Source organism: Kinneretia sp. DJ1R-11, from assembly GCF_025717595.1.
Lineage (GTDB): Bacteria > Pseudomonadota > Gammaproteobacteria > Burkholderiales > Burkholderiaceae_C > Paucibacter_A.
The window spans coordinates 433464-457385 of the sequence record NZ_JAJIRR010000003.1 but is presented as its reverse complement, the minus strand read 5'-3'; the positions used below and the strand labels follow the sequence as shown (position 1 = coordinate 457385).

Annotated in this window: 20 protein-coding genes; 7 read left to right on the top strand and 13 right to left on the bottom strand. The window is 65.6% G+C overall.

The genetic code is table 11. From position 1 onward, the window contains the following. Positions 1–12: 12 nt before the first annotated feature. A complete protein-coding gene (locus LNV23_RS08710) occupies positions 13–2496 on the bottom strand; it encodes a UvrD-helicase domain-containing protein (protein WP_263562620.1) in 2484 nt (827 codons plus the stop codon). A 34-nt stretch (positions 2497–2530) separates the two neighbouring features. Between LNV23_RS08710 and LNV23_RS08705 the strand changes: the two genes are divergently transcribed. Beyond that, complete coding sequence (locus tag LNV23_RS08705; RefSeq protein WP_263562619.1) at positions 2531–2947, top strand: YchJ family protein; 417 nt, start codon at positions 2531–2533, stop codon at positions 2945–2947. A 9-nt stretch (positions 2948–2956) separates the two neighbouring features. Here LNV23_RS08705 and LNV23_RS08700 read toward each other — a convergent pair whose 3' ends face one another. Continuing rightward, positions 2957–3367: a hypothetical protein gene (locus LNV23_RS08700; protein WP_263562618.1), complete on the bottom strand. Its 411-nt coding sequence runs from the start codon at positions 3365–3367 to the stop codon at positions 2957–2959. Positions 3368–3565: 198 nt separating this feature from the next. Between LNV23_RS08700 and LNV23_RS08695 the strand changes: the two genes are divergently transcribed. Further along, positions 3566–4327, top strand: coding sequence for a pseudouridine synthase (locus LNV23_RS08695; protein WP_263562617.1), 762 nt, complete (start codon positions 3566–3568; stop codon positions 4325–4327). 316 nt (positions 4328–4643) lie between these two features. Next, on the top strand, positions 4644–5171 hold the full coding sequence (locus tag LNV23_RS08690; RefSeq protein ID WP_263562616.1) for a Cif family virulence factor: 528 nt from the start codon (positions 4644–4646) through the stop codon (positions 5169–5171). A gap of 181 nt (positions 5172–5352) precedes the next feature. Here LNV23_RS08690 and LNV23_RS08685 read toward each other — a convergent pair whose 3' ends face one another. Further along, positions 5353–7293, bottom strand: a complete 1941-nt coding sequence (locus LNV23_RS08685) for a CocE/NonD family hydrolase (RefSeq protein ID WP_263562615.1) — start codon at positions 7291–7293, stop codon at positions 5353–5355. Positions 7294–7503: 210 nt separating this feature from the next. Here LNV23_RS08685 and rarD point away from each other — a divergent pair, with 210 nt between their 5' ends. Continuing rightward, a complete protein-coding gene (gene rarD, locus LNV23_RS08680) occupies positions 7504–8424 on the top strand; it encodes an EamA family transporter RarD (protein WP_263562614.1) in 921 nt (306 codons plus the stop codon). A 253-nt stretch (positions 8425–8677) separates the two neighbouring features. Here rarD and LNV23_RS08675 read toward each other — a convergent pair whose 3' ends face one another. From LNV23_RS08675 to LNV23_RS08665, 3 genes are read right to left on the bottom strand one after another with little or no spacing between them, the layout of a single operon-like run. Further along, the gene (locus tag LNV23_RS08675) at positions 8678–10543 is read right to left on the bottom strand and encodes a TRAP transporter large permease subunit (RefSeq protein WP_263562613.1); all 1866 of its coding nucleotides are present in this window, start codon (positions 10541–10543) and stop codon (positions 8678–8680) included. 8 nt (positions 10544–10551) lie between these two features. Then, the gene (locus LNV23_RS08670) at positions 10552–11571 is read right to left on the bottom strand and encodes a TRAP transporter substrate-binding protein (protein WP_263562612.1); all 1020 of its coding nucleotides are present in this window, start codon (positions 11569–11571) and stop codon (positions 10552–10554) included. A 56-nt stretch (positions 11572–11627) separates the two neighbouring features. Then, positions 11628–12494, bottom strand: coding sequence for a TRAP transporter TatT component family protein (locus tag LNV23_RS08665; protein WP_263562611.1), 867 nt, complete (start codon positions 12492–12494; stop codon positions 11628–11630). A gap of 153 nt (positions 12495–12647) precedes the next feature. Here LNV23_RS08665 and LNV23_RS08660 point away from each other — a divergent pair, with 153 nt between their 5' ends. Beyond that, entirely contained in the window at positions 12648–13310 is a 663-nt protein-coding gene (locus LNV23_RS08660) for an exopolysaccharide biosynthesis protein (protein WP_263562610.1), read from the top strand. Positions 13311–13359: 49 nt separating this feature from the next. Here LNV23_RS08660 and ahpF read toward each other — a convergent pair whose 3' ends face one another. The 3 genes from ahpF to lysA form a co-directional block, all read right to left on the bottom strand. After that, complete coding sequence (gene ahpF, locus LNV23_RS08655) at positions 13360–14922, bottom strand: alkyl hydroperoxide reductase subunit F (RefSeq protein WP_263562609.1); 1563 nt, start codon at positions 14920–14922, stop codon at positions 13360–13362. A gap of 180 nt (positions 14923–15102) precedes the next feature. After that, complete coding sequence (ahpC, locus tag LNV23_RS08650) at positions 15103–15666, bottom strand: alkyl hydroperoxide reductase subunit C (RefSeq protein WP_263518217.1); 564 nt, start codon at positions 15664–15666, stop codon at positions 15103–15105. 392 nt (positions 15667–16058) lie between these two features. After that, complete coding sequence (gene lysA / locus LNV23_RS08645) at positions 16059–17309, bottom strand: diaminopimelate decarboxylase (protein WP_263562608.1); 1251 nt, start codon at positions 17307–17309, stop codon at positions 16059–16061. Positions 17310–17421: 112 nt separating this feature from the next. On the opposite strand from lysA, the gene LNV23_RS08640 reads away from it, so the two are divergent. Then, positions 17422–18348, top strand: a complete 927-nt coding sequence (locus LNV23_RS08640; protein ID WP_263518220.1) for a LysR family transcriptional regulator — start codon at positions 17422–17424, stop codon at positions 18346–18348. A gap of 5 nt (positions 18349–18353) precedes the next feature. Here LNV23_RS08640 and folE2 read toward each other — a convergent pair whose 3' ends face one another. From folE2 to xseB, 4 genes are all read right to left on the bottom strand, one after another. Continuing rightward, positions 18354–19148: a GTP cyclohydrolase FolE2 gene (gene folE2 / locus LNV23_RS08635; RefSeq protein ID WP_263518222.1), complete on the bottom strand. Its 795-nt coding sequence runs from the start codon at positions 19146–19148 to the stop codon at positions 18354–18356. Between the two features lie 113 nt (positions 19149–19261). Continuing rightward, entirely contained in the window at positions 19262–21196 is a 1935-nt protein-coding gene (dxs, locus tag LNV23_RS08630) for a 1-deoxy-D-xylulose-5-phosphate synthase (RefSeq protein ID WP_263562607.1), read from the bottom strand. Positions 21197–21214: 18 nt separating this feature from the next. After that, on the bottom strand, positions 21215–22084 hold the full coding sequence (locus tag LNV23_RS08625) for a polyprenyl synthetase family protein (protein WP_263562606.1): 870 nt from the start codon (positions 22082–22084) through the stop codon (positions 21215–21217). Between the two features lie 29 nt (positions 22085–22113). Continuing rightward, positions 22114–22392: an exodeoxyribonuclease VII small subunit gene (xseB, locus tag LNV23_RS08620; RefSeq protein WP_263562605.1), complete on the bottom strand. Its 279-nt coding sequence runs from the start codon at positions 22390–22392 to the stop codon at positions 22114–22116. Between the two features lie 313 nt (positions 22393–22705). On the opposite strand from xseB, the gene LNV23_RS08615 reads away from it, so the two are divergent. Beyond that, on the top strand, positions 22706–23869 hold the full coding sequence (locus tag LNV23_RS08615; protein ID WP_263562604.1) for an aromatic ring-hydroxylating oxygenase subunit alpha: 1164 nt from the start codon (positions 22706–22708) through the stop codon (positions 23867–23869). The last annotated feature ends 53 nt before the right edge of the window (positions 23870–23922 follow it).

Here is a 23922-nt window from a genome sequence, read left to right as displayed (position 1 = left end):
CGCCCCACTCGCTCAGTCGATCGGCGTCAGCTTGGCCACCGACAGCGCCAGCCACTTCATGCCGTGGCGGCCGAAGTTGACTTGCGCGCGGGCATCGGCACCGCTGCCTTCCAGCGTTAGCAAGACGCCCTCGCCGAATTTGGTGTGGAACACGCCCTTGCCGACCTTGAGGCCGCCATGCTCTTCGGCCACCTTCTGGGCGGCGGCCTGCTTCATGCTCTTGGGCACCGGCGTGGTGTCGTAGGCGGGCTTCTCGACCCGGCCGGCGCCGACCACCGACTTGAGGCCCGAACCGCGTTCCCAGGCGCTCTGATACTCCTTGGCGAAGCCGGAGCCGAAGCCATGGTTGCGCGGGGTCAGCCACTTGAGCGCGTGCTCCGGCAGCTCATCGAAGAAGCGGCTCTTGACGTTGTAGCGGGTCTGGCCGTGCAGCATGCGGGTCTGGCTGAAGGCCAGGTAGAGGCGCTGGCGGGCGCGGGTGATGGCCACATACATCAGGCGGCGCTCTTCCTCCAGGCCGTCGCTGTCGGACATGGAGTTCTCGTGCGGGAACAAGCCTTCTTCCAGGCCGGTGATGAAGACCGCGTCGAACTCCAGGCCCTTGCTCGAATGCACCGTCATCAGCTGCACGGCGTCCTGGCCGGCCTGCGCCTGGTTGTCACCGGCTTCCAGCGAGGCATGGGTCAGGAAGGCGGCCAGGGGCGACATGATCTCGCCGGTTTCGGCATCGGGCGTGAAGTTGGCGGGCGCCACGGCGGCGGGGAAGCCCTCCGAGATGGCGCCGGGCGACAACTCATCGACCGGCAGGGCCACGGCGTCCTTGCCGAAGCCCTCTTGAGTGACAAAGGCTTCGGCAGCGTTGATCAGTTCGCCCAAGTTCTCCAGGCGCTCGGCGCCGTCCTTGTCCTTGCGGTAGAACTCGTTGAGGCCGGAGATTTCCAGGATCTGCTCGATGATCTCGCGCAGGGTATGGCCCTGGGTCAGATTGCGGGTCGAGTCGATCAGGCCGGTGAAGGCCTGCAGATTGCTGCCCGCCTTGCCGGCCACCGCACCCACGCTCTGGTACAGGCTGCGGCCGGACATGCGGGCGGCGTCCTGCAACAGCTCGATGGCGCGCGCGCCGATGCCGCGGGTCGGAAAATTGACCACGCGCAAAAAGCTGGTGTCGTCGTTGGGGTTCTCGAGCAGGCGCAGGTAGGAGAGCGCGTGCTTCACTTCCGCCCGCTCGAAGAAGCGCAGGCCGCCGTAGACGCGATAAGGAATGCCGGCATTGAAGAGCGCCGATTCGATCACCCGTGACTGCGCATTGCTGCGGTAGAGCACGGCGATTTCCTTGCGATCGATGCCCGAACGATGGAGGGCTTGCGCCTCCTCGATCAGCCACTGGGCTTCCGCGAAATCACTGGCCGCCTCGAACACCCGCACCAGCTCGCCGGCGCCAGCATCGGTGCGCAAGGTCTTGCCCAGGCGGCGGCTGTTGCGGCTGATCAGCTCGTTGGCGGAATCGAGGATGTTGGAGAAGCTGCGGTAGTTCTGCTCCAGCTTGATGACCTTTTTGACGCGGTACTCGCGCTCGAAATCGGCCATATTGCCGACCCGCGCGCCGCGGAAGGCGTAGATGCTCTGGTCGTCGTCGCCCACCGCCATCACCCCCTGGCCACGGCCCGGGGGCGCGAACATCTTGAGCCATGCATATTGCAGCTTGTTGGTGTCCTGGAATTCATCGACCAGGATGTGGCTGAAGCGGCGCTGGTAATGGTCGCGCACGGCCGGGTTGTCGCGCATCAGCTCGTAAGAGCGCAGCATCAGCTCGGCGAAGTCGATCACGCCTTCGCGCTGGCATTGGTCCTCGTAGGCCTTGTAGATCTCGATCAGGGTCTTGGTCTGCTCGTCGCGCGGCTCGATGTCACCGGGGCGCTGCGCGTCTTCCTTGGCACCGGCGATGAACCAGCTGACCTGCTTGGGCACGAAGCGCTCTTCATCGAGCTTCATGGCCTTGATGACGCGCTTGATGGCCGAGACCGAATCGGAGGCATCGAGGATCTGGAAGCCTTGCGGCAGGCCGGCCAGCTTCCAGTGCGCGCGCAGGAAGCGGTTGCACAGGCCGTGGAAGGTGCCGATCCACATGCCACGCACCTGCACCGGCAACATGGCGCCCAAGCGCGTTTGCATTTCCTTGGAGGCTTTGTTGGTGAAGGTCACGGCCATGACGCTGCCCGGCGTCAGCTGGCCGGTCTGCATCAGCCAGGCGATGCGGGTGGTCAGCACCCGGGTCTTGCCCGAGCCGGCGCCGGCCAGGATCAGGGCCGGCTCTTGCCCCAGGGTCACCGCGGCGTACTGCTCGGGGTTGAGGTTCTTGAGCAGGCCGCTGGCTTGAGGCTGGACCAGGGGCTCAGGCACGACCTCTGCCGCGAACTCGGCCTCGGCCTCGGCAAACAAATCCTCGTTCAGTTCTTCGGGCGGGGCTTCGGGGCGCGGGTCGTGGGGCATGTTCATCGCGGCATTTTAGGTTTGCGGCATCATGCGGCCGATGAATGCGCCAGAAGACCTGCCCTGCCCTTGCGGCCATGCCGCCCGTCACGCCGCCACTTACGCCGCTTGCTGCGGCCGCCTCCATGCCCACTTTGCTGCCAGCGGCGAGCTGATCGCAGACAGCGCCGAGGCCCTCATGCGCTCGCGCTACAGCGCCTTCGTGCGCGACGAGCTGGCTTATCTGCAAGCGACTTGGCACGCCAGCACGCGGCCCGCCGAGCTGTCAGCCAATGAGCCCGGGCTGAAGTGGCTGGGCCTGAACGTAAAAAAGCATGGTGAGCTCGACGCTGACCATGCTTGGGTGGAGTTCGTGGCCCGCTGCAAGCTCGGCGGACGGGCCCAGCGCCTGCAGGAGCGCAGCCGCTTTGTGCGCGAGAACGGGGTGTGGTTCTACCTGGACGGCGAGCTCAGCTGAAGCGGCCGATCAAGCAAATTCCTGTCGCACGCTGCGGGTGTTGAGCGTGTGCACCGACCACAGCATGGCGGCACTCCAGATCAAGCACAGGGCGGCCAGCACCAGATGCGATCCGGTCACCCAGAGCAACAGCGGCGACGCCAACAAAAAGCTGAACAGCAGACCCTGGCACAGACGACGCGCCCACTCATAGCGGCGCAACAAGCCCTGGCCGCCAGCAATCGCCAGGGCCGAACTGGCGGACAGCGCCAGCAGCAGGCTCAGGCCCAGCCAGCTGCGCAAGCTGGGCAGGCCCGAACCCACACCAATTCCCAACCAATAGCCCAGCAAAGCCAAGCCGGCCAAGCCCAGCGACATCAAGACCCAGGCCACGGCGCTGACCCAGGGTGAGCGGTATCCGACATGGAAGATTTGGGGCATGGTCTTGGTCTCCTTGGTACCTAGGGTTGGCACTGAGAGGGATGATGAATTCGGCGTGTGACAGCATTGTTTCGACCGCGGCGCGCCAACACCACACCCCCCGAAGTGGGGTTCCACGCCTGCCGCTGCTGTCAGAGTGAAGAAAACGCCATAGGCCCGTGCCTGGCCTCCTCGGAGCCGGTAATACTCACCCCCTCCATGTTGCAGATCATCCACATCGACGAGCACCTCGTCGCCATCGCCAAACCCGCCGGCTTGCTGGTGCACCGAAGCCAGCTGGCCGCACAGGAGCAGGTCTTTGCTCTGCAGATGCTGCGCGACCAACTGGGCCGCCAGGTTTGGCCGGCGCATCGGCTGGACCGTGGCACTTCGGGCCTGCTCTTGTTCGCACTCGATGCCGATACCGCCTCGCTGCTGGGCCAGACCTTTGAGCAGGGCCAGGCACGCAAGCGCTACCTGGCTCTGGTGCGCGGCTGGCCGGCAGCAACGGAGGGCACCATCGAGCACCCGCTGGCCCGCGACCCCGAGCTGCCCTCGGCCGGCCAGCCCCTGCTGGAATCACGCACCGACTGGCGCGCCCTGGCACGGGTGGAATGGCCGCTGGCCCTGGACCCGCGCTTTGCCACCAGCCGCTACAGCCTGCTCGAAGCCCGACCGCTGACCGGCCGCCGCCACCAGATCCGCCGCCACCTCAAGCACATCGCCCACCCCATCATCGGCGACGCCACCCACGGCAAAGGTGCGCACAACCGCGCCGTGGCGGCATTTCTGGGCGAGCAGCGGCTGTGGCTCCACGCACTGGAGCTGAGCATTCGGCACCCGTGGACTGGCGAGACGCTGCAGCTGCATGCGACGCCGGGGCCAGAGTGGGGGGCGATGTTGGGGCGCGGGGAGTGGCGCACGCTCGAGGGGACGGCTTGGCCCGGTACGCGCCTAAGCGCTGCGCTGAGTCTTGACTGAACGAAGGGCGCAGGACCCATGGCCATTTGCGCCTGGAGGCAGCCAGTGGCTGAACTCGACAACTAAGGTTTGGCCTCTTTCGACCCGGAATCTGACCGCGCTGTGCGCAGAGCAGCCTGTCAACATATAGTTCTCGCAATGGCTTGGTGCATGCGTACATCCAACGAAGACACAGGTCAGGGCCGTTGATACCGCTCCGCCGTCCTTCGGATCGCCAATGCCTTGCTTCGTCACAAGGTGTTTGCCGGTCAATCCACTGAAAAAGTACCGTTAGGCCTCTTCCACTTCGCCACGGCGACTCATCAAAGGCCTACGCATGTCACTCACTCGCACCGTCTTACTCTTGACCCTGCTTTCAAGCGCGCTCAACAGCCCAGTTTTGGCCGACGATACGCCGCCGGTGGATACCTTCGCGGGCTGTGCTGCCAACGCTCCCAAGGCAGCCTTGCAAGCCTTTGCCGAAAAAGTTGACGCCTTTTGGAATGCTCGCGACGCCGGCGCGCTGGCCGCCCTGTATGCCAGCGATGCCAGTTTTGCCGTCGCCGCCGACAACGTGCAACTGAGCGACCGGGAACAAGTGCAAGCCTACTTCAACCATTCCTTCCAGACCTTGCCGGCAGACTTGAAGCACAAGATGAGCGTCAGCCGTGTCAAGAGAATGGGCGAGTTCTGCAGTATGGACAGCCGAGCGGTCATCGGGCGCATCAAGGCCGATGGCAGCATGAACGCCATGGTCGAGTTCTCTGCATTCTGGGTCTTGCGCCCGACCGCACAAGGTGTCGAAGTTCAAGCCGTGCGCGTGGCCATGGTGCCGGCGAAGCCTGCGGCTGCGGCCAAACCGTGAGTTCGACGCCAGATTGCCCCGACCCGCGCTGATGCACGCCAACTCGCAAGTCAGAGGCCCTTGGACTGGCGAAACAGCACATGGCGGAGTGCCGAAGCGGCAACTCCAGACTCAGCCTTCATCAGTCGCAAGAACTTCAGAATGGCCGATCTTCACCCTGCAGCGCTCTGCTTGAGCAGGCTCATGGCCCCTCAATCACCCGCATCTCCAGCTGAGACGCCCGCTCGCCCGAGCGGAATAGGGTCTGGGTGGCCGGCTGGAAATCCTCGGGTGCAGCGTCCTTGATGCGCACAAAGCGCTGGGGGTTTCGGTCCAACAAGGGGAACCAGCTGCTTTGCACCTGCACCATCAGGCGGTGGCCGCGGCGGAAGTTGTGGTTGACGTCGGGCAGCTCGATGTCCAGGGCCATGACCTCGCCGGGCACGACGGCCTCGGGCTTGTCCAGGCCTTTGCGGAAGCGGGCGCGCAGCGGCTCGCCGCGCACCAGCTGCTGGTAGCTGTTGAGGGTCTGGCGCGGCGGCGGCACGTCGCTGGGCGGTGGGCCGGAGGGGCTTTCGTCTTCCATGTCATGCGGGTAGACGTCGATCAGCTTGACGATGAAATCGCTGTCGCTGCCGGTGGAGGACACATACAGCCGGGCCTTGATCGGGCCGGCCACGGTCAGGTCACGATCCAGCACCTCGGTCTGGTAGACCAGCACATCGGGCCGAGTGGCGGCGAAGCGCTGATCGCCCACCATGTACTCGGCGGGCATGCCCTGGGCGGCATAGCTGGTGAAGGGCACGGGCTTGCTGGGGTCGCTGACGTAACGGTCCATCGCCTCGGTGCCTGCAGCTGCAGCCGGCGACTGCCAATCCAGCTTGCCGCCGGCCTGGAAATAGAGGCGACGCGATTTCGCCTCGGCCGGCGGCCAGGCCGGGTAGTGGCGCCAGACATTGCTGCCGGTTTCGAACATGGTGGCTTCAGCGATCTTTGCCTCTCCCTGGCCGCGCAGATGCTGCTCGAAGAACGGCAGCATCACCTGCTTCATGAAGTACTCGCTGTTGTTGCCACCGAAGCCCACCGAACCGAGGGACTTGCCCGCGGTGCGGAACCAGCCGCCGTGGCGCCAGGGGCCCATGACGATCTGGTTGCTGATGCCCGGGTTGCGGCTTTCGATGCTGCGGTAAATGGCCAAGGGGCCGGGCAGGTCCTCGGCGTCGAACCAGCCGCCCACGGTCAGCACGGCGGCGCGGATGCCGTTCAGGTGCGGGGTGATGGAACGCGGCTTCCAGTGCTCGTCGTAGCTGTCGTGCTCGATCAGGTCGTTGAAATAGGGGTTGCCCGGCGTGCCCAGGCTCTTGGCGATAGTGCTGAGATTGCCCAGCTTGAGAAAGTAGTTGTAGGCGTCGCCGCTGCTGTAGCGGAAATCACCCCAGCGCGAGGGCTCGGAGGTGGGGTTGGGCTGGGGCTTGAAGCTGGTGAAGAAGCCGTAGTTGTGGGCCAGCATGAAGGCGCCGCCGTGGTAGCCGTCGTCGCCCTTGTAGTAGTCGGCAATGGGCGCTTGCGGCGAGGCAGCCTTGATGGCTGGGTGCGAATCGATGATGGACGCGGCGCTGTAGAAGCCGGGGTAGGAATTGCCCCAGATGCCGACCCGGCCGTTGTGGCCCGCCACATGGTCGAGCAGCCACTGCACGCTGTCGTGCATATCGCTGCTCTCGTCGACATCGTTCTTGCTCTTCTTGTTCGGCACATGGGGCGTCATCTCGACAAAGCGCCCCTCAGACATATTGCGGCCGCGCACGTCCTGGCAGACAAGGATGTAGCCGGCCTTGAGGAAATCCTCGCTGGGCGCCAGGCGGCCGCTGTAGCGGTCGGAGCCATAAGGCGCGCAGCTGTAGGGCGTGCGCGTCATCAGGATGGGGTATTTCTTGCTGCTGTCCTTGGGCACGTAGACCGTGGTGGCCAGGCGCACGCCGTCGCGCACCGGGATGCGGTATTCGTACTTGGTGTAGTTGGCTTTGAAGTCGTAGGGCGCGGCGGCGCCGGCGGAGGTCGGCGCCGGGGTCTGGGACTGAACGGCCCCCGTGCTCAGCAGGATGGGCCCGAGGATCAGTGCAGCGGCAAGTGAACGAGGGAGCATGGTCTGGCCTTGAATGACAAAAAGAGGCGCCAGCGCGCTCAATTGCGGGCGTCAAGGCGAGCTGTCGCAAGACCTGACCCCCGCGGGCGGCGCGCCACGGCTGCCGCGATTGGGCCACGTGACCTCCAAGCTGCGCACCCCGTGTTTGCCCGAGCAGAGTTTCCCGATCGACGGCAGCCAGAGACCCAAACTTCGGGCCGACAATGGGGCATGAACAGCAGCGGCAGCCCTTCCAACAGTCTCAGCCGCGGCGTGCTCTTCGCCGCCCTGTCCTACACGCTCTGGGGCCTGTTCCCGCTCTACTTCAAGCAGATCGCTCAAGTGCCCTCGCTGGAGGTGGTGGCCCACCGCACGCTCTGGTGCATGGTGTTTCTGCTCGGCGTGCTGGCGGTGCTCAAGCGCTGGGCCTGGCTGGGCCAGGTGCTGCGCCAGCCCAAGGTGCTGGCGGCCTTTCTGCTCTCGGCCCTGCTCTTGTCGGTGAACTGGCTGACCTACGTCTGGGCGGTGCAGAACGACCATGTGCTGGACGCCAGCCTGGGCTATTTCATCAACCCCCTGGTCAATGTGGCCCTGGGATTCGCGGTGCTGCACGAACGGCCGCGGCCGCTGCAGTGGCTGGCCGTGGGCCTGGCCGCGGCCGGCGTGCTCTGGCTGACGCTGCAGACCGGGCGCCTGCCCTGGGTGGCACTGGTGCTGGCGGCCAGCTTCGGCGTCTACGGCCTGCTGCGCAAGATTGCCCCGCTCGGTGCGCTGGAAGGCCTGACCCTGGAAACCCTGCTGCTCGCCCCTCTGGCCGCTGCCGCCATGGCTTGGTGGACCTGGCAGGGCCAGAGCGCCCTGGCGCAAGGCGCCGAAGCGCCCTCCACCCTGCTCTGGCTGCTGTTCGCCGGCCCCCTGACGGCCGCGCCCTTGCTGCTATTTGCCGCCGGCGCGCGCCGCATTCCCATGGCCACGCTGGGCCTGCTGCAGTACATCTCGCCCAGCATCCAGTTCATGCTGGGCGTCTGGCTGTATCACGAGCCATTTGCTGCCACCCGCCTGGTCGGCTTTGGCCTGATCTGGGCGGCGCTGGCGATCTACAGCATTGAAGGCCTGCTGCGAAGCCGTCAGGTTTCCGCCACCACGAACTGAAACCAAAGCGGCGGGACACAGCCCCCCCCCCGCAGCGCAGCTTAGAGCTTGAGAATTTTCGTAGCGAGCGGCTGTCAGGCTAGGCTGAGCTCGGACTGATCCAGTCCTGAGGACTGGATCTGCCTAGCGAAGGACTCGGCCTCTGGCCGAGGCGGACGGAGCGCAGGAACCGGAACGTACTTCCTGTACGGGAGGATTCCGAGCACCGGACCAACGACGCATGGCAGTCGCGCAGTAGAAAATTCACAAGCTCTCAGCCGGCGGGTGCTCGTGCCAACAGCGCCGCCAGCCCGGTGCTGAGCACCGGCAGTACCGCCACCAAGAGCGTGCCCACGAAGATGGCCAGCATGGCCGGCAGCACCGCGCGGGCCACATAGCGGATGGACTTGTCGAACATCGCGGCAGCAAAGTAAATGTTCATGCCGGCGGGCGGGCACAGGAAGCCGACCTCCATGGCCGCCAGGAAAATGATGCCGAAGTGGACCGGGTCTATGCCGTAGCTCTGGGCCAATGGCAGCAACAGGGGCACCAGCACCGCGATGGCGGCGAAGATCTCCATCAAGGCGGCGGCCAGGAACAGAAACGCGCACAGCGCCAGCAGGAACAGGTATTTGTTGGGGATCGCGCCCTGCACCCATTCCACCGCCAGATCGGGGATGCCCGCATCGACGAGGAAATTGGTCAGCGCCAGGGCCATGCCCAAGATCAGCATCACGCCACCGATCAGCTGCGCGCATTCCGAGAGGCAGCGCCCGAGCAGGCGCCAGCTGAGTTCGCGGTGGGCCAGCGCCTGAGTCAGCAGCGCGTAGGCCGCCGTCAGCGCCGCACTCTCGGTCGGTGTGGCCAGGCCGCTGGCCAGCGAGCCGATCGCCACCACAGGCGCCAGCAGCTCCCACTTGGCCGTCCAGGCTGCCGCCAGGGCCTGGCGCAGATTGGGGCGCACACCCGCTTCTGATGCAGCTGGCGCGCTGCCGCGCAAGAAGCCACCGAACAGCAGCAGACACGCCACCATCACCAGGGCCGGCAGCAGGCCCGCCAGGAACATGTCCATGATGGGCACGCGGGCGATCACGGCATACATGATCAGCGGCACCGAGGGCGCCAGCAGCACACCCAGGGCGCTGGCACTGGTGACCAGGCCGATGCCGCGCTGCTCCGGGTAGCCGGCATTGCGCAGCAAGGGCAGCAGCAGGCCGCCAAGCGCCAGAATCGTCACGCCGCTGCCGCCGGTGAAGGCGGTGAAGGCCGAACACAGCACCGCCGCCGCCAACACTGTGCCGCGCGCGCCGCCGCCAAACAAGGCCACAAACAAGGCTCCCAGGCGCTGCGCCGCGCCGGTGCGCGCCATCACCAGGCCGGCCAGGGTGAAGAGCGGCAAGGCCGGCAGCGAAGGGTTGACCGTGATCTGGTAATGCGACAGCGCGATGGAGGCCAGCGGCAGGCCATCGCTCCAGAACAAGGCCAGCGCCAAGCCGCCCAGCACCGCGAACACCGGCGCACCGGCCAGCAGCGCCAGCAGGAGCAGGGTCAGCGCCGGCCAGAGCGGGCCACCTTGACCATCAGCGGCTGCGGCCAACAGCCAGCCGGCCAGCGGCAGGGCCAAACACAGGGCCAAGCGAAGCCACAAGCCCTGAGCGCAACGGCTGGCAAGCCTCAGCCCCAGCAGGGCAAAACCAAGCGGCATGGCCGCCTGAACCCACCAGGTCGGCAGGCCGTAGGCGAGCGGATGCGCCGTCTCCAGCTCGCTGGCGACAAAACTCCAACTGGCCCAGGCCAGCATGCCGCAGAGCAGCGCGGCGCTGCCCTTGGCCGCCGCCTGCACCAGGGCCCGGCTGCGCTCACTGCCACGCTGCCCCAAGCCGCTGCCCAAGGTGCTGAGATGGCCATGACGCTCGGCCGCGACGGCACCGAACATGGCCAGCAGCAGGCCCAGATGCTGGACCAGCACGGAGGCGTTCTCGATACCTCGGCCCATCAGCGGGCGCAGCGCGATCTCGGCCAGAGGCAGCAGCACCATCAGGGCCAGGGCCAGTGAAGCCAGGCCTTCGTCAAACCGGCCTAGCTTCTGAGCCAAGCTGCTGGGCGCTGATGTGCTGGAGGGGTCCGACGTCGTTTCCAAGAGCATGCTCACTGCCCCTTGCCGGCGCGGTAAGCCTTCAGGTGCAGGAACACCTCGTCAAAGGTCTCGGCCGGCACCATGCTGCCGCGGATGCGCGGGTAGAGGCGCTCGGCCAGCTCGTTCCATTCACGCATCTGCTCGGGCGAAGGTTTGTTGACCTTGAGGCCGCGCTTCTTCATGGCCTCCACCGCTTCGTCCACCTCGCGGCGCGCCTGCTGGCGCATCGCCAAGCCGGCCTTCTCGCCGCCACTCTTGAGCGCCTGCTGGGCCGCCGGGGTCATGGCGTCCCAGGCTTTCTTGGTGACCACCAGGGCGCCGACGATGGGCGCCCAGTTGATGTCCAGCATGTTCGAGGCGGTGTTGTAGATCTGGCTGGCCAGGGCGAAATACGGCGTCGATGGCACCACGCTGATCATGCCGGTCTGCATGGCCGGCAGGATGTCGGCCGTTTCCAGCGGCACCGGCGTGTAGCCGAGGTTCTTCATGATGGCCTGTTGCTCGGGCTCTGAACCCCAGGCAAAGAACTTCATGCGCTTGAAGTCATCGGGCCGCGACGCCGGCTCCTTGGAGAAGAAGCGCACCCAGCCGGCATCGCCCCAGGCCACCACCACAAAGCCGCGCTCGAGAAAGCGCTGCTCCATGGCCGGGCGCATCTTCTCGCGCACATGGTCGACCTCCTCCCAGCTGCGGAACAGCAGGGGCAGGTTCTGCAAGGCGGCCACCGTCGGCTCGATCTCGCGCAAGCCCACCACCGACATCAGCGCGCCTTGCAACTGGCCAATGCGCATGCGCCGCGCCAGCTCGGCCTCGCCGCCCTGGCTGCCATCGGTGAACACCACAAAGCGAGCATTGCCGCCCTGGGCCGCCCGCCAGCCCTCGCCCATCTCCATCAGCTGCTGGTGGTACTGCGAATTCTTGGGCACCAGGCTGCCGATGCGCAGCTGCACCGGCGCTTGCGCCCAGGAGGTGGCAGCGGTGAACAGGGCCGCCAAGAGGGCGGCGGCGTGGCGGCGGTTCAATCGTGTCATGGTGGATTCGCAGTTCGGCGGTGTGAGAGGAAGGGGCTCAAGAGGCCGCGCCGGCCTCAGAACAAATCGTCGGCGCTGTCGAGCAGCCATTGCGCGCGCACGCGCATCACCTGGTTGCCCAGGCTGTTGCCGGGCACGGCCAAGGCCTGGCGCAGCAAGGCTTCGAAGGCCGCGCGGTCGCCGGCCGGCTGGGCCAGGGACTCGGCCTTGCCGACGTAGACACCGGCATTGCGGCCGCCGCCGGCGGCGATGGCCTGCGCGAACAGGGCTTCGGCGCGAGCGCTGCTGCCGCCCGGACGGGCCGACTCCAGCGTGCCCAGCAAGCCGGCCAGCGCGCCATCGCCATGCTCGGGCCGGGTCGCCCAGGCCAGCTCGGCCAGGCGCTGCACCATGGGCAGATCAGCCACGGCTTCGGGGCGGTCCTTGGACAGAGAAATGGCGGCGCCCCAAGAAGCCGCGGCCCAGTAGGCCAGGCCCACTTGTTCGGGCGGCAGCGCCGGCAGTGACTGCCCGCCCTGCAAGGCCTTGAGCAGGGTGCCGCCGTGATGCAGCTCCAGCGCCGTCATGGCGTGGCGCTGGGCGCGTTGGTACAGGCGTGCGGCGCGCTGGCGCAGCAGCTGCGCGGCGCGGGCATCGCGGCCGTCCAGGCGCTCAGCCTCGAAAGCCACAAAGGCATAGCTGTACTGCGTGAAGCCGCCGGCCACCGATTCGGCCAGGGCGAGATGGTCCGGGGTCTGGCGCAGCAACGATTCCGACAGCTTCAGGTAAAAGGCGCCGGACTCGCGCGCCAGGCCCAGGTCTTCCTCCTCCGCCTGCCCCTGACCGGCCAACTCATCGGCCACGCCGCGCACCAGGAGCAGGCGTGGTGAACAAGCGCTGAGCAGGCTGGCCAGCAAGAGCAGACCGAGGAGTCGGGCCATCATGGGTGTGGTCGAAGAAGCGGCCGGGTCGACCAATGGCTGGCGAGTCTAGGCAGGCTTGATGAAGAAGCCGTGACGCTGTCATGAAGCCGCGCCTGCGCTGTCACAGCAGCGCCGCACACGGCCGTCACATGCGCCAGGGACACTTGGATCCCTATGTCGACCGACCCAGCAGCTCACCCACTGCCAGCGACGGAGGAGCCGCCGCCACATTCACCGCAACAGCGCCTGCGCGCTGCGGCCGAGGGTCTGACGACAGCACCTGTCACCCTGGCTCAGCTGGCCGCCTGGCAGGGCTCTGCTGCCTTGGGCTCGCTCTTGCTGCTCCTCGCGGCACCTTGCGTGCTGCCTGTGCCGGGGGTGGGCAATGTCATGGGCCTGGCGCTCATGATGTTGGCCCTGCCCTTGTGGCGAGGAGAGCGCCTGGGCGCATTGCCGCAGCGGGTGGCAGGTTTTCAGATGCCGGCCCGCTGGGCACGCCGGGCCTTGCTGCTGATGGCCTGGCTCTACGGCCAAGCGGGCCGTTTCGCGCGCCCGCAGCGCCTGCCGGGCCTGCTGCCGCAGCCCGGCCCGCAGCCAGGGATGGCGGCGCTGGTGGCCTTGATGGGCGCGCTGATCTTCCTGCCCTTGCCCTTGGGCAATGTGCTGCCGGCCCTCTGCTTGGCGCTGCTGGGCCTGGCTCTGGCCTTGCGCGACGGCCTCTTGGTGCTGTACGCGCTGGGCGCCGGCCTGCTGGCCTGCCTCTACACCGCAGCGCTGGCTGCAGCGGCCTGGGCCTGGGGCCTGAGCCCGGTTTGGCGCAGCCTAGGAGCCGGCTGAACTGAAAGAGGAGCCCAGGCGCCAATCCAGCGCCGCAGCAGCGCCACGCTCAGAGCGCCGGCTGCCGCATCAGGTAATCGAAGGCGCTCAAGGCCGACTTGGCGCCATCACCGGCAGCGATGATGATCTGCTTGTAAGGCACGGTGGTGGCGTCACCGGCCGCGAACACGCCCGGCACCGAGGTCTGGCCCTTGGCGTCGACAACGATCTCGCCATGCTTGCTCAGCTCGACCACGCCCTTGAGCCACTCGGTGTTGGGCACCAGGCCGATCTGCACGAACACGCCGTCCAGCTCGATGTGCCGCGCCTCGCCCGTGGCACGGTCGGTGTAGCTGAGGCCGTTGAGCTTGTGGCCGTCGCCGGTCAGCTCGGTGGTCTGCGCCTGGGTGTGGATGCTGACGTTGGGCAGGCTCTTGAGCTTGCTGACCAGCACCGCGTCGGCCCGCAAGGCCTCACCGAATTCGATCAAGGTGACATGAGCGACCAGGCCGGCCAGGTCGATCGCGGCTTCGACGCCGGAGTTGCCGCCGCCGATCACCGCCACGCGCTTGCCCTTGAACAGCGGGCCGTCGCAATGGGGGCAGTAGGCCACGCCCTTGTTCTTGTACTGCTGCTCGCCGGGCACATTGACATTGCGCCAGCGCGCGCCGGTGCTCAGGATCACGGTCTTGGATTTCAGCGAGCCGCCATTGGCCATCTTGATCTCGACCAGACCGCCGGGTTCAGCGGCCGGGATCAAGCTGTCCCCGCGCTGCAGATTCATCACATCGACGCCATAGGCTTTGACATGGGCTTCCAAGCCCATGGCGAACTTGGGACCATCGGTTTCCAGCACCGAGATGTAGTTCTCGATCGCCAAGGTGTCGTTGACCTGCCCACCGAAGCGCTCGGCGGCGATGCCGGTGCGAATGCCCTTTCGCGCCGCATAAACCGCGGCGGCCGCGCCGGCCGGGCCACCGCCGACCACCAGCACATCGAACGCCTCTTTGGCCGAGAGCTTGGCCGCATCCTTGCCAGCGGTGCTGCTGTCGAGCTTGGCGACGATTTCTTCCACCGTCATGCGGCCGGAGCCGAAGACCTGGCCGTTCAGGTAGATGCTGGGCACGGCCATGACCTCACGGGCATTGACCTCGTCCTGGAACAGGCCGCCGTCGATGATGACGGTTTGGATGCGCGGGTTCTGCACGGCCATCAGGCTGAGCGCCTGCACCACGTCCGGGCAGTTGTGGCAGCTCAGGGACATGTACACCTCGAAGCTGTAGTCGCCGTCCAGGCCGCGGATCTGCTCCAGCACTTCCGGCTCGACCTTGGGCGGGTGGCCGCCCACCCACAGCAGGGCCAGCACCAGGGAGGTGAACTCATGGCCGAGCGGAATGGCGGCGAAGCTCAGCTTCATGTCCGAACCGACGCGGTTCAGCGCGAAGGACGGGCGGCGTTCGGCTTGGCCGTCGGTCTTGAGGATGATCTTGTCGGACATGGCCGCGATGTCCTGCAGCAGGCCGAGCAATTCGCTCGAGGCCTCGCGCTGGTCCAGGCTGGCAATGATCTCGAAAGGCTGGGTGACGCGCTCAAGGTAAGACTTGAGCTGGGACTTCAGGGCGGCGTCCAACATGGTGACTCTCCTAGGTGTTGTTCAGGCGTGGCGCTACAAAGCCACTCTGAAAACACCCTGGCGGAGGCCGGGACGCTTTCAGCGTTGCTTTGACATCAAGCCTTGCGCTGGGGGATTCGCAAGCCCTCCCGGGCCTGCGAATTCAATCTTCATTCGATCAGATCAAGGTCAGACGACTACTTAGATCTTGCCGACCAGGTCCAGCGAAGGAGCGATGGTCTTGGCGCCTTCCTTCCACTTGGCCGGGCACACTTGGCCGGGGTTGGCGGCGGTGTACTGGGCGGCCTTCAGCTTGCGCAGGGTTTCCGACACGTCGCGGGCGATTTCGTTGGAGTGCACTTCGGCGGTCTTGATGATGCCGTCCGGGTTGATCACGAAGGTGCCGCGCAGAGCCAGGCCTTCTTCTTCAATGTGCACGCCGAAAGCGCGGGTCAGCTTGTGGGTCGGGTCGCCGACCAGGGGGAACTTGGCCTTGCCCACGGCCGGCGAAGTTTCGTGCCAGACCTTGTGCGAGAAGTGGGTGTCGGTGGTGACGATATAGACCTCGGCACCAGCCTTTTGGAACTCAGCGTAGCTGTCGGCCGCGTCTTCCACTTCGGTCGGGCAGTTGAAGGTGAAGGCAGCCGGCATGAAGATCAGCACAGACCACTTGCCCTTCAGGCTTTCATCGCTGACGGTGATGAACTTGCCGTTGTGGAAGGCTTCAGTCTTGAAGGGCTGGACTTGGGTGTTGATCAGGGACATGACGTTTCCTTTGGGTTGAAAGACAGAACGGAACAGAGCAGAAAGAACAGGACAAGCTCGAAAACCTGCGATGGACGAATCATAAAAGCAAGCCCCGGCTTGCTGGTTTGATTAATCAAATCACTGTCATTGCTTGTGCCTATTGAGCCGGACTATCGGGGACCATGTCGGAACGTCATGCCACCGTCATGCGCGCAAAGCTTGTGAGTTTTCGTAGTGAGCGGCCGTCAGGCTAGGCGGACGGAGCACAGGAACCGGAACGTACTTCCTGTACGTGAGGATTCCGACAACGCAGTTGCGGCGAGACTCATATTCGCGAAGCGAATGTGATGTCGGAGCCAACACCGGACCAACGACGCATGGCGGCCGCGCAGTAGAAAACTCTCAAGCTCTCAGAAGGATTCCAGCGTCAGCAGCTCTTCCACGGTCTGCCGGCGGCGGATCAAGCGCTGCTGTTCTCCGTCGACCAGCACTTCGGCCGCCAGCGGCCGGCTGTTGTAGTTGCTGGACATGGAGGCGCCGTAGGCCCCAGTGTCGTGAATGACCAGCACATCACCGACCTGGGCAGCCGGCAGCAGGCGCGGCTCGACCACGCCACCGTCCACTTGCGTGAACACATCACCCGACTCGCAGAGCGGGCCGGCGACCACCGTGGGCCGCTCGGCGCGCGCCTCTTTGCCATCGACGGGCAGCAGGCTCATGGCATGGAAGGCACCGTACATGGCCGGGCGCATCAGCTCGTTGAAGCCGGCGTCGACCAGCACGAAATGGTTGCGGCCCACGTCCTTGCTGGCGCGCACCTCGGCCAGCAGCACGCCGCTCTCGGCCACCAGGTAGCGGCCCGGCTCGATCTCCAGCTGCAGCGCGTGGCCCAGCAGGGTTTGCGCCTGCTGGCGAGCTTGGTCCCAGAGGCCGAAGTAGTGCGCCGTGTCGATGACCGGCTCACCTTCACGGTAAGGAATGGACAAGCCGCCGCCGGCCGAGATTGCCTGCAGGTCCATGTCCGCGGCCTGCACCTGGCGCACCAAGTCCACCATGGCGCCGCAGACTTCGGACAGATGGCGGTAGTCCACGCCCGAGCCGATGTGCATGTGCAGGCCGATCAGGCGCAAGCCGTGCGCCTGCACCGCCTCCAGGGCGGCCGGCAGGTCGGCGTGCCAGATGCCATGCTTGCTGTGCTCGCCACCGGTGTTGGTCTTGTTGCTGTGGCCGTGGCCAAAGCCGGGGTTGATGCGCAGCCAGACGCCGTGGCCCGGTGAGGCCGCGCCCAGCTGGTGCAGCATGTCGATGGAGCCGGCATTGACCGGCACCTGGTGCTCGATCACGGTCGCCAGGGTCTCGCGGTCCAGCAGGTCGGCCGTGAAGACGATGTCCGAATGCACCGAGCCATCGGCGCGGTAACCGGCCGCCAAGGCACGCAGCACCTCGCCGCGCGAAACGGCATCGACCTTGACGCCCTGCTCGCGCATCAGCCGCAGGATGTGGGTGTTGGAACAGGCTTTTTGCGCAAAGCGGATGGCATCGAACGCCCGCAGCGCGGCGATGCGCTCACGGATGGTGCCGGCGTCGTAGACCCATAAAGGCGTGCCTAAGGTCTGAGCCAGGTTTTGCAAGCGGGTGGGGGTCAGGGTGGCAGCAGGCATGGGCAGTCTCTCGCGGGCGGGGTTCAGGGAATGAGCGAAGAATGCCAGCGCCACGTCATTCATTCAAATATTGAATTGTCTACAGCTCATTCACTTTGGATATGCTGTCGGCATGAGCCCTGACATCAGCCTGCGCCACATCGAAGTGTTCCGCGCCGTCATGACGGCCGGCAGCGTCACCGAGGCGGCCTTGCTGCTGCGGAGCTCGCAGCCGACGCTGAGTCGCGAGCTGGCCCGCTTGGAACAACTGCTGGGCTATGCCTTGTTCGAGCGTCAACGCGGCCGCCTGCGCGCCACGGCGCGGGGCCTGGCCCTGTTCGAGGAAGTGCAGCGCAGCTACCAGGGACTGGACCGCATCCGCAGCCGCGCGGCTCAGCTGGGTCGAGACGAACAGGTGCAGCTGGCCGTGCTCTGCCTGCCGGCGCTCAGCCATGCCCTGCTACCCGCCGCCTGCGCCGACTTTCTGTCCGCCCACCCGGCGGCCCAGCTGTCCATCACGCCGCAGGAATCTCCACTGCTGGAGGAATGGATGGCCGCCCAGCGCTTCGACCTGGGCCTGAGCGAGCAGCAGGCGCACAGCGCCGAGGGCACACAGCGAGTGCCGGTGCTGACCCTGGATGAGGTGTGTGTGTTGCCCGCGGGCCACCCGCTCCTGGAGCGAAAGGTCCTGCAGCCGGCCGACTTTGAAGGCCAGGACTTCATCAGCCTCTCGGCCGAGGACCCCTACCGGCTTCAGCTGGATGCCTTGTTCACTGATGCCGGCGTACAGCGCCGTCTGCGCGTGGAAACCCACAGCGCCGTGGCCGTGTGCGCGATGGTGCAGCAAGGCTTAGGCCTGGCCATCGTCAATCCCTTGACGGCGCTGGCCCTGGCCGGCTCTGGGCTGCAGCTACGCCGATTCAGCGTATCCGTGCCTTTTCAGGTCTCGGCCCTGCTGCCGCTGTACCGGCCGGCGCAGCCGCTGGCACAGAGCTTTTTGCAGTCGCTGCAGGCTCAGGCTGAGCGCATGAGCCGCGCCTTGGAGCAAGCGCTCCGCTGAATCTGTCAGAGCCGCTCGATGCGCGCGTAAGCCGAATGGTTGTGGATGGACTCGAAGTTCTCCACGTCGACGGTGTAGCGGCCGATGCGCGGATCAGCGTTCAAACGCAGAGCCACATCACGCACCAAGTCCTCGACGAACTTGGGGTTCTCGTAGGCGTGCTCGGTGATCCACTTCTCGTCGCTGCGCTTGAGCAGAGGCCAGATTTCGCTGGAGGCGCTTTCTTCGGCGAAACGCACCAGCTCTTGCCAGCTGACCGGCTGAGCGCCGATTTCGGCACGCACGGTCACCAGCGAGCGCTGGTTGTGGGCGCCGTAGTCGGAGATCTCTTTGGAGCAAGGGCACAGGCTCTTGACCGGCACGGCCACCTCGGCCCAGACCGTCGTCTGGCCAGCACGGGTTTCTGAAATCAGGCGGCCTTGGTAGTCCAACAGGCTTTCGATGCCCGAGACCGGCGCGCGCTTGCGGATGAAGAAGCTGAACGCCACTTCGATGCGCCCTTCGACCGCCTCCAACTTGGCCAGCATCTGGCCATGCAGTTCACGCAAGGAGCCTGCATCCAGCGGCGCTTGCAAGGCGTCGAGCCAGGCGACGAAGCGGGACATGTGCGTGCCCTTCTTCTCGGCGGGCAGGCTGACGTCCAGCGTCCAGGTGCCCACGGTGGGCTGCGCCTGCGTGCCGATCTGGATCTGCAGCGGGTAGCGCACATCCTTGACGCCGACGCGCTGGATGACGAGGTGGCGCTCATCGCGCTCGCTCTGGGTGTCGGGAATGTGGAGGGCGCTGGTGACTTGGTTCATGCAATCTGGTGCGCAGCCCGGCAATGCGGCCGCTGAAATATCGGGATAACCCTGAGAGCCTCAGCTTGCCAGCAAGCGACCGACCTTGCCGAGGCAAGGTCTTCGCAAAACGCTCACTGATTGGCCGCGGGACGCAGCAAGCTGGGCCGAGCGCCGAAGCGCTTGAGGATGGCTTGTTCGATGCCGCTGGCGTCCAGGCCGCAAGCTGCCATCAGCTTGGGCACCTCGCCATGCTCGATGAATTCATCGGGCAGGCCCAGCACCAGCACCGGCGGATTGAGGCCAGCCGCCTGCAAAGCCTCCATCACCGCCGAACCGGCACCGCCCATCAGGCAACCGTCTTCCACGGTGACCAGGGCGTCATGACTGCGCGCCAGTTCGGTGACCAGCTCGACATCGAGCGGCTTCACAAACCGCATATTGGCCACGGTTGCATCGAGTTGCTCAGCCGCTTCCAGGGCCGGGTAGAGCAAGGTACCGAAAGCCAGGATGGCGATGCGCGGCGCACCGGCAGCGCCCGAAAGCTGCGGCTTGCTCGATTGCCGGCGCAACTCACCCTTGCCCCAGGGCAAGAGGCTCATGGTCTTCTGGATCTCGGTGCCGACACCGGCGCCGCGCGGGTAGCGCACCGTCACCGGGCCGCTGTGTTGGTAGCCGGTGTAGAGCGCTTGGCGGCACTCGTTTTCATCGGCCGGAGTCAGCACCGCCATGTTTGGGATGCAGCGGGTGAAGGCGATGTCGTAATTGCCGGCGTGGGTGGCGCCATCGGCACCAACCAGTCCTGCGCGGTCCAGCGCGAACAGCACCGGCAGGTTCTGCAGGGCCACGTCGTGGATCAATTGGTCATACGCACGCTGCAGGAAGGTGGAATAGATCGCCACCACCGGCTTCATGCCCTCGCAGGCCATGCCGCCGGCCACCGTCACCGCATGCTGCTCGGCAATGCCGACATCGTGATACCGGGTCGGGAAACGCTTGTGGAACTCGACCATGCCCGAGCCCTCGCGCATGGCCGGCGTGATGCCGATCAGGCGGCTGTCGACCTCGGCCATATCGCAGAGCCAGTCGCCGAAGACTTGGGTGAAGCTGGTCTTGGCCGGTGTGGCCGACTTGACGAAGCCGACCGAAGGGTCGAACTTGCCCGGCGCCGCGTGGTACTTGACCGGGTCCGCCTCGGCCAGCTTGTAGCCCTGGCCTTTTTTGGTGACCACATGGAGGAACTGCGGGCCCTTCTTGCTGCGCAGATTCTCCAGCGTCGGAATCAGGGAATCGAGGTCGTGGCCATCGATCGGGCCGACATAGTTGAAACCGAACTCCTCGAAGATGGTGCCGGGCACGACCATGCCCTTGGTGTGCTCCTCGAAGCGTTTGGCGAATTCATACAGCGGCGTGTTCTTGAGCACCGACTTGGCGCCTTCACGGGCCGTGGTGTAGAAACTGCCGCTCATCAACCGGGCCAGGTATTTGTTCAGCGCACCCACCGGCGGGCTAATCGACATGTCGTTGTCGTTCAGGATGACCAGCACATCGCCGAGCACGCCGCCATGGGCGACGCCGGCGTTGTTCAGCGCTTCGAAAGCCATGCCGGCCGTCATCGCGCCGTCGCCGATGATGGCCACGGCCTTGCGGTCCTCACCCTTGATCTTGGCGGCCATGGCCATGCCGTGGGCCGCCGAGATGGAGGTGCTCGAGTGGCCGGTACCGAAGGTGTCGTACTCGCTTTCGTCGCGCCGCGGAAAGCCGCTGATGCCACCCATATGGCGGATGGTGCTGAGCGCCTCGCGGCGGCCGGTCAGGACCTTGTGCGGGTAGGTCTGGTGGCCGACATCCCAGACCAGGCGGTCATGCGGGGTGTTGAACACATAGTGCAGAGCCACGGTCAGCTCGACCGTACCCAGGTTGGAGCCCAGATGGCCGCCGATGCGCGAATTGGACAGGGTGTCCAGCACATAGGCACGCAACTCGCCGGCCAGCTTGGGCAGGTCGGTGCGCGGCAGCCGGCGCAGATCGGCCGGGCTGTTGATCGTATGCAGCAGGGAGTCACTCATGGATGGTGCCGCGGCTTCTCAGTTGTCTCGTTCCACGACCATATCGGCCAACAGGCCAAGCCAAGCGGTGTTGCTCAGGCCGCTGGCCGCCAGGGCGCGGTGTGCGTCATCGCGCAGCTGGCGCGCCAGATTGCGAGCCGGCTCCAGGCCCAGCACCGACACGTAGGTCGGTTTGTTGGCATCCTGGTCCTTGCCGGCGGTCTTGCCCAGCACCGCAGAATCCTGGGTCACATCAAGGATGTCATCGACCACTTGGAAGGCCAGGCCCAGGGCCGCGCCGTAGTCCGACAGGCATTGACGGGCCATCGGGCTGATGTCGCCACAAGCCGCCCCCATCATCACACTGGCTTGCAGGAGCACGCCGGTCTTGCGGCGGTGCATATCACGCAGGGTGCATTCGTCCAGTTGTTTGCCCACACTGGCCAAATCAATGGCCTGACCACCGGCCATGCCGGCATGACCGGCCGAGCGGGCGAGCAAGCCGCACAAACGGGCCTGCAACTCTGGAGTCACGCTCGATTCGGACGGGTCCGGCGTCAACACCTCGAAAGCCAGGGCTTGCATCGCATCGCCGGCCAACATGGCCTGAGCCTCGCCGAACTTGACATGCACAGTGGGCTTGCCGCGGCGCAGCACATCGTCATCCATGCAGGGCATGTCGTCATGCACCAGGGAATAGGCATGAATCAGCTCCACGGCACAGGCCGCGCGCATGGCGGCTGCGCCGTTCCCCACCACCGCTTCGCAAGTGGCCAGCACCAGCAGCGGGCGCAAGCGTTTGCCGCCGTCGAGTACGGCGTAACGCATCGCTTCGCCGAGGCCGACCGGGGCATCGGCAGGGACAAAACCGTCCAGCGCGACTTCACAAGCAGCGAGCGATCGCTGCATCCATTGTTCAAACACACCGGCATCCACGCTCAGGACTCTCCCCATTGTTTCAACCCTTCGACCTCCAGCACCTTGACTTGTTGTTCTACGGCCTGCAGGCGCGAACGGCACAGCCCCAACAGGCCTGCGCCCCGCCGGTAGCTTTCCAGCAATTGATCCAGAGGCAATTGGCCGCCCTCCATATCGGAAAGCAAGCGCTCCAACTCAACGAGCGCCTGCTCGTAGCTGAGGTGAGAAACCTCGGACGCAGCTGCCTCGGTCGAGACAGACTTCGTCGAGGCCTTGGAGGCACTGCTGGATCGGGTCATTGTTCGTTCAAGCAAACCTCGATTGTAGTCAGTCCGCTCAGCACGACTTTTTTGATCTGTAACAAGCTTGCCACGCAGCGCCGGCCATCTGTCACGCCATGAGACAGCGCATTTCGCCTGGCCTGGGTACAATCCCGCCTCTTTGCCTGCTCGCGGCCCGATGGTCACGTGCCGGGCAGAGCGCATACGGCTCGCCCCCTGCTGGGGCTGGGGCCCAGGCGCCCGTCGCCTCACCCAATTTTCCCATCGAGCCCCGCCAAGGGCTACATCGGCACAGGCCGACACCCCGGTTTCTAGGAGACCCACTTGGATCATGTCCGACCTGAGCATCGACCTCTCATTGATTGAAACACCACAAAGCTCCGGCACGGCTGCCCATGCAGCATCGACCGCAGCACCCAGTGCAGCCAGCCAGCTGCCTGTCCCCGCCTATTTCGACCCGGAGCTGTACCAGCGCGAGCAAGAGCTGATCTTCAAGGCCGGCCCGCGTTATATCGGCCACGCCCTGGCCGTGCCGGAGGTGGGTGATCACTACGCCCTGCCACAGGAAAACGAAGGGCGCGCCCTGGTGCGCACGCCGCAGGGTCTGGAGCTGATCTCCAATGTCTGCCGCCACCGCCAAGCCGTGATGCTGCGCGGCCGCGGCAACACCCGCAGCAACATCGTCTGCCCTTTGCACCGCTGGACCTACAGCCTCCAGGGCGAGCTGATCGGTGCGCCGCATTTCGACCACGATCCCTGCCTGAACCTGAACAACTACCCGCTGCGCGAGTGGAATGGCCTGCTGTTCGAGGACAACGGTCACGACGTCGCCGCCTCGCTGAAAAATCTAGGGGCAGCTGCCCAACTCGATTTTTCGGGCTATGTGCTGGACAAGGTCCATGTGCACGAGTGCGCCTACAACTGGAAGACCTTCATCGAGGTCTACCTCGAGGACTACCACGTCGGCCCCTTCCACCCTGGCTTGGGGCAGTTCGTCACCTGCGACGACCTGTCCTGGGAATTTGGTGAACACCATTCGGTGCAGACGGTCGGAATCCACAAGGATCTGGCCAAGCCCGGCTCGCCCGTCTACCAGCGCTGGCACGCGCAATTGCTCAAGTACCGCGAAGGCCGCCCGCCCGAGTCCGGTGCGATCTGGCTGACCTACTACCCGCACATCATGGTCGAGTGGTACCCGCATGTGCTGGTGGTGTCCACCCTGTTCCCCCAGGGCCCACAGAAGACCGCCAACATCGTCGAGTTCTACTACCCAGAGGAAATCGCCGCCTTCGAGCGCGACTTCGTCGAAGCTCATCAAGCCGCCTATATGGAAACCTGTGTGGAGGACGATGAGATCGCCCTGCGCATGGACCAAGGCCGACGCGCGCTGATGGAACGCGGCGACAACGAAGTCGGCCCCTACCAAAGCCCAATGGAAGACGGCATGCGCCACTTCCACCAGTGGTACCGGCGTGAGATGAAGCTGGACCGCTGAGCGCCCAGCCCGACAAAACCTCCTTCGACGCCCTGCGCAGCAAGCCTGCCGGG

Bases quoted from the DNA above. Each gene is read 5' to 3' on its own strand.
- LNV23_RS08710 (WP_263562620.1), bottom strand. From the start codon at position 2,496: ATGAACATGCCCCACGACCCGCGCCCCGAAGCCCCGCCCGAAGAACTG.
- LNV23_RS08705 (WP_263562619.1), top strand. From the start codon at position 2,531: ATGAATGCGCCAGAAGACCTGCCCTGCCCTTGCGGCCATGCCGCCCGT.
- LNV23_RS08700 (WP_263562618.1), bottom strand. From the start codon at position 3,367: ATGCCCCAAATCTTCCATGTCGGATACCGCTCACCCTGGGTCAGCGCC.
- LNV23_RS08695 (WP_263562617.1), top strand. From the start codon at position 3,566: ATGTTGCAGATCATCCACATCGACGAGCACCTCGTCGCCATCGCCAAA.
- LNV23_RS08690 (WP_263562616.1), top strand. From the start codon at position 4,644: ATGTCACTCACTCGCACCGTCTTACTCTTGACCCTGCTTTCAAGCGCG.
- LNV23_RS08685 (WP_263562615.1), bottom strand. From the start codon at position 7,293: ATGCTCCCTCGTTCACTTGCCGCTGCACTGATCCTCGGGCCCATCCTG.
- rarD (WP_263562614.1), top strand. From the start codon at position 7,504: ATGAACAGCAGCGGCAGCCCTTCCAACAGTCTCAGCCGCGGCGTGCTC.
- LNV23_RS08670 (WP_263562612.1), bottom strand. From the start codon at position 11,571: ATGACACGATTGAACCGCCGCCACGCCGCCGCCCTCTTGGCGGCCCTG.
- LNV23_RS08665 (WP_263562611.1), bottom strand. From the start codon at position 12,494: ATGATGGCCCGACTCCTCGGTCTGCTCTTGCTGGCCAGCCTGCTCAGC.
- LNV23_RS08660 (WP_263562610.1), top strand. From the start codon at position 12,648: ATGTCGACCGACCCAGCAGCTCACCCACTGCCAGCGACGGAGGAGCCG.
- ahpF (WP_263562609.1), bottom strand. From the start codon at position 14,922: ATGTTGGACGCCGCCCTGAAGTCCCAGCTCAAGTCTTACCTTGAGCGC.
- ahpC (WP_263518217.1), bottom strand. From the start codon at position 15,666: ATGTCCCTGATCAACACCCAAGTCCAGCCCTTCAAGACTGAAGCCTTC.
- lysA (WP_263562608.1), bottom strand. From the start codon at position 17,309: ATGCCTGCTGCCACCCTGACCCCCACCCGCTTGCAAAACCTGGCTCAG.
- LNV23_RS08640 (WP_263518220.1), top strand. From the start codon at position 17,422: ATGAGCCCTGACATCAGCCTGCGCCACATCGAAGTGTTCCGCGCCGTC.
- folE2 (WP_263518222.1), bottom strand. From the start codon at position 19,148: ATGAACCAAGTCACCAGCGCCCTCCACATTCCCGACACCCAGAGCGAG.
- dxs (WP_263562607.1), bottom strand. From the start codon at position 21,196: ATGAGTGACTCCCTGCTGCATACGATCAACAGCCCGGCCGATCTGCGC.
- LNV23_RS08625 (WP_263562606.1), bottom strand. From the start codon at position 22,084: ATGCAGCGATCGCTCGCTGCTTGTGAAGTCGCGCTGGACGGTTTTGTC.
- xseB (WP_263562605.1), bottom strand. From the start codon at position 22,392: ATGACCCGATCCAGCAGTGCCTCCAAGGCCTCGACGAAGTCTGTCTCG.
- LNV23_RS08615 (WP_263562604.1), top strand. From the start codon at position 22,706: ATGTCCGACCTGAGCATCGACCTCTCATTGATTGAAACACCACAAAGC.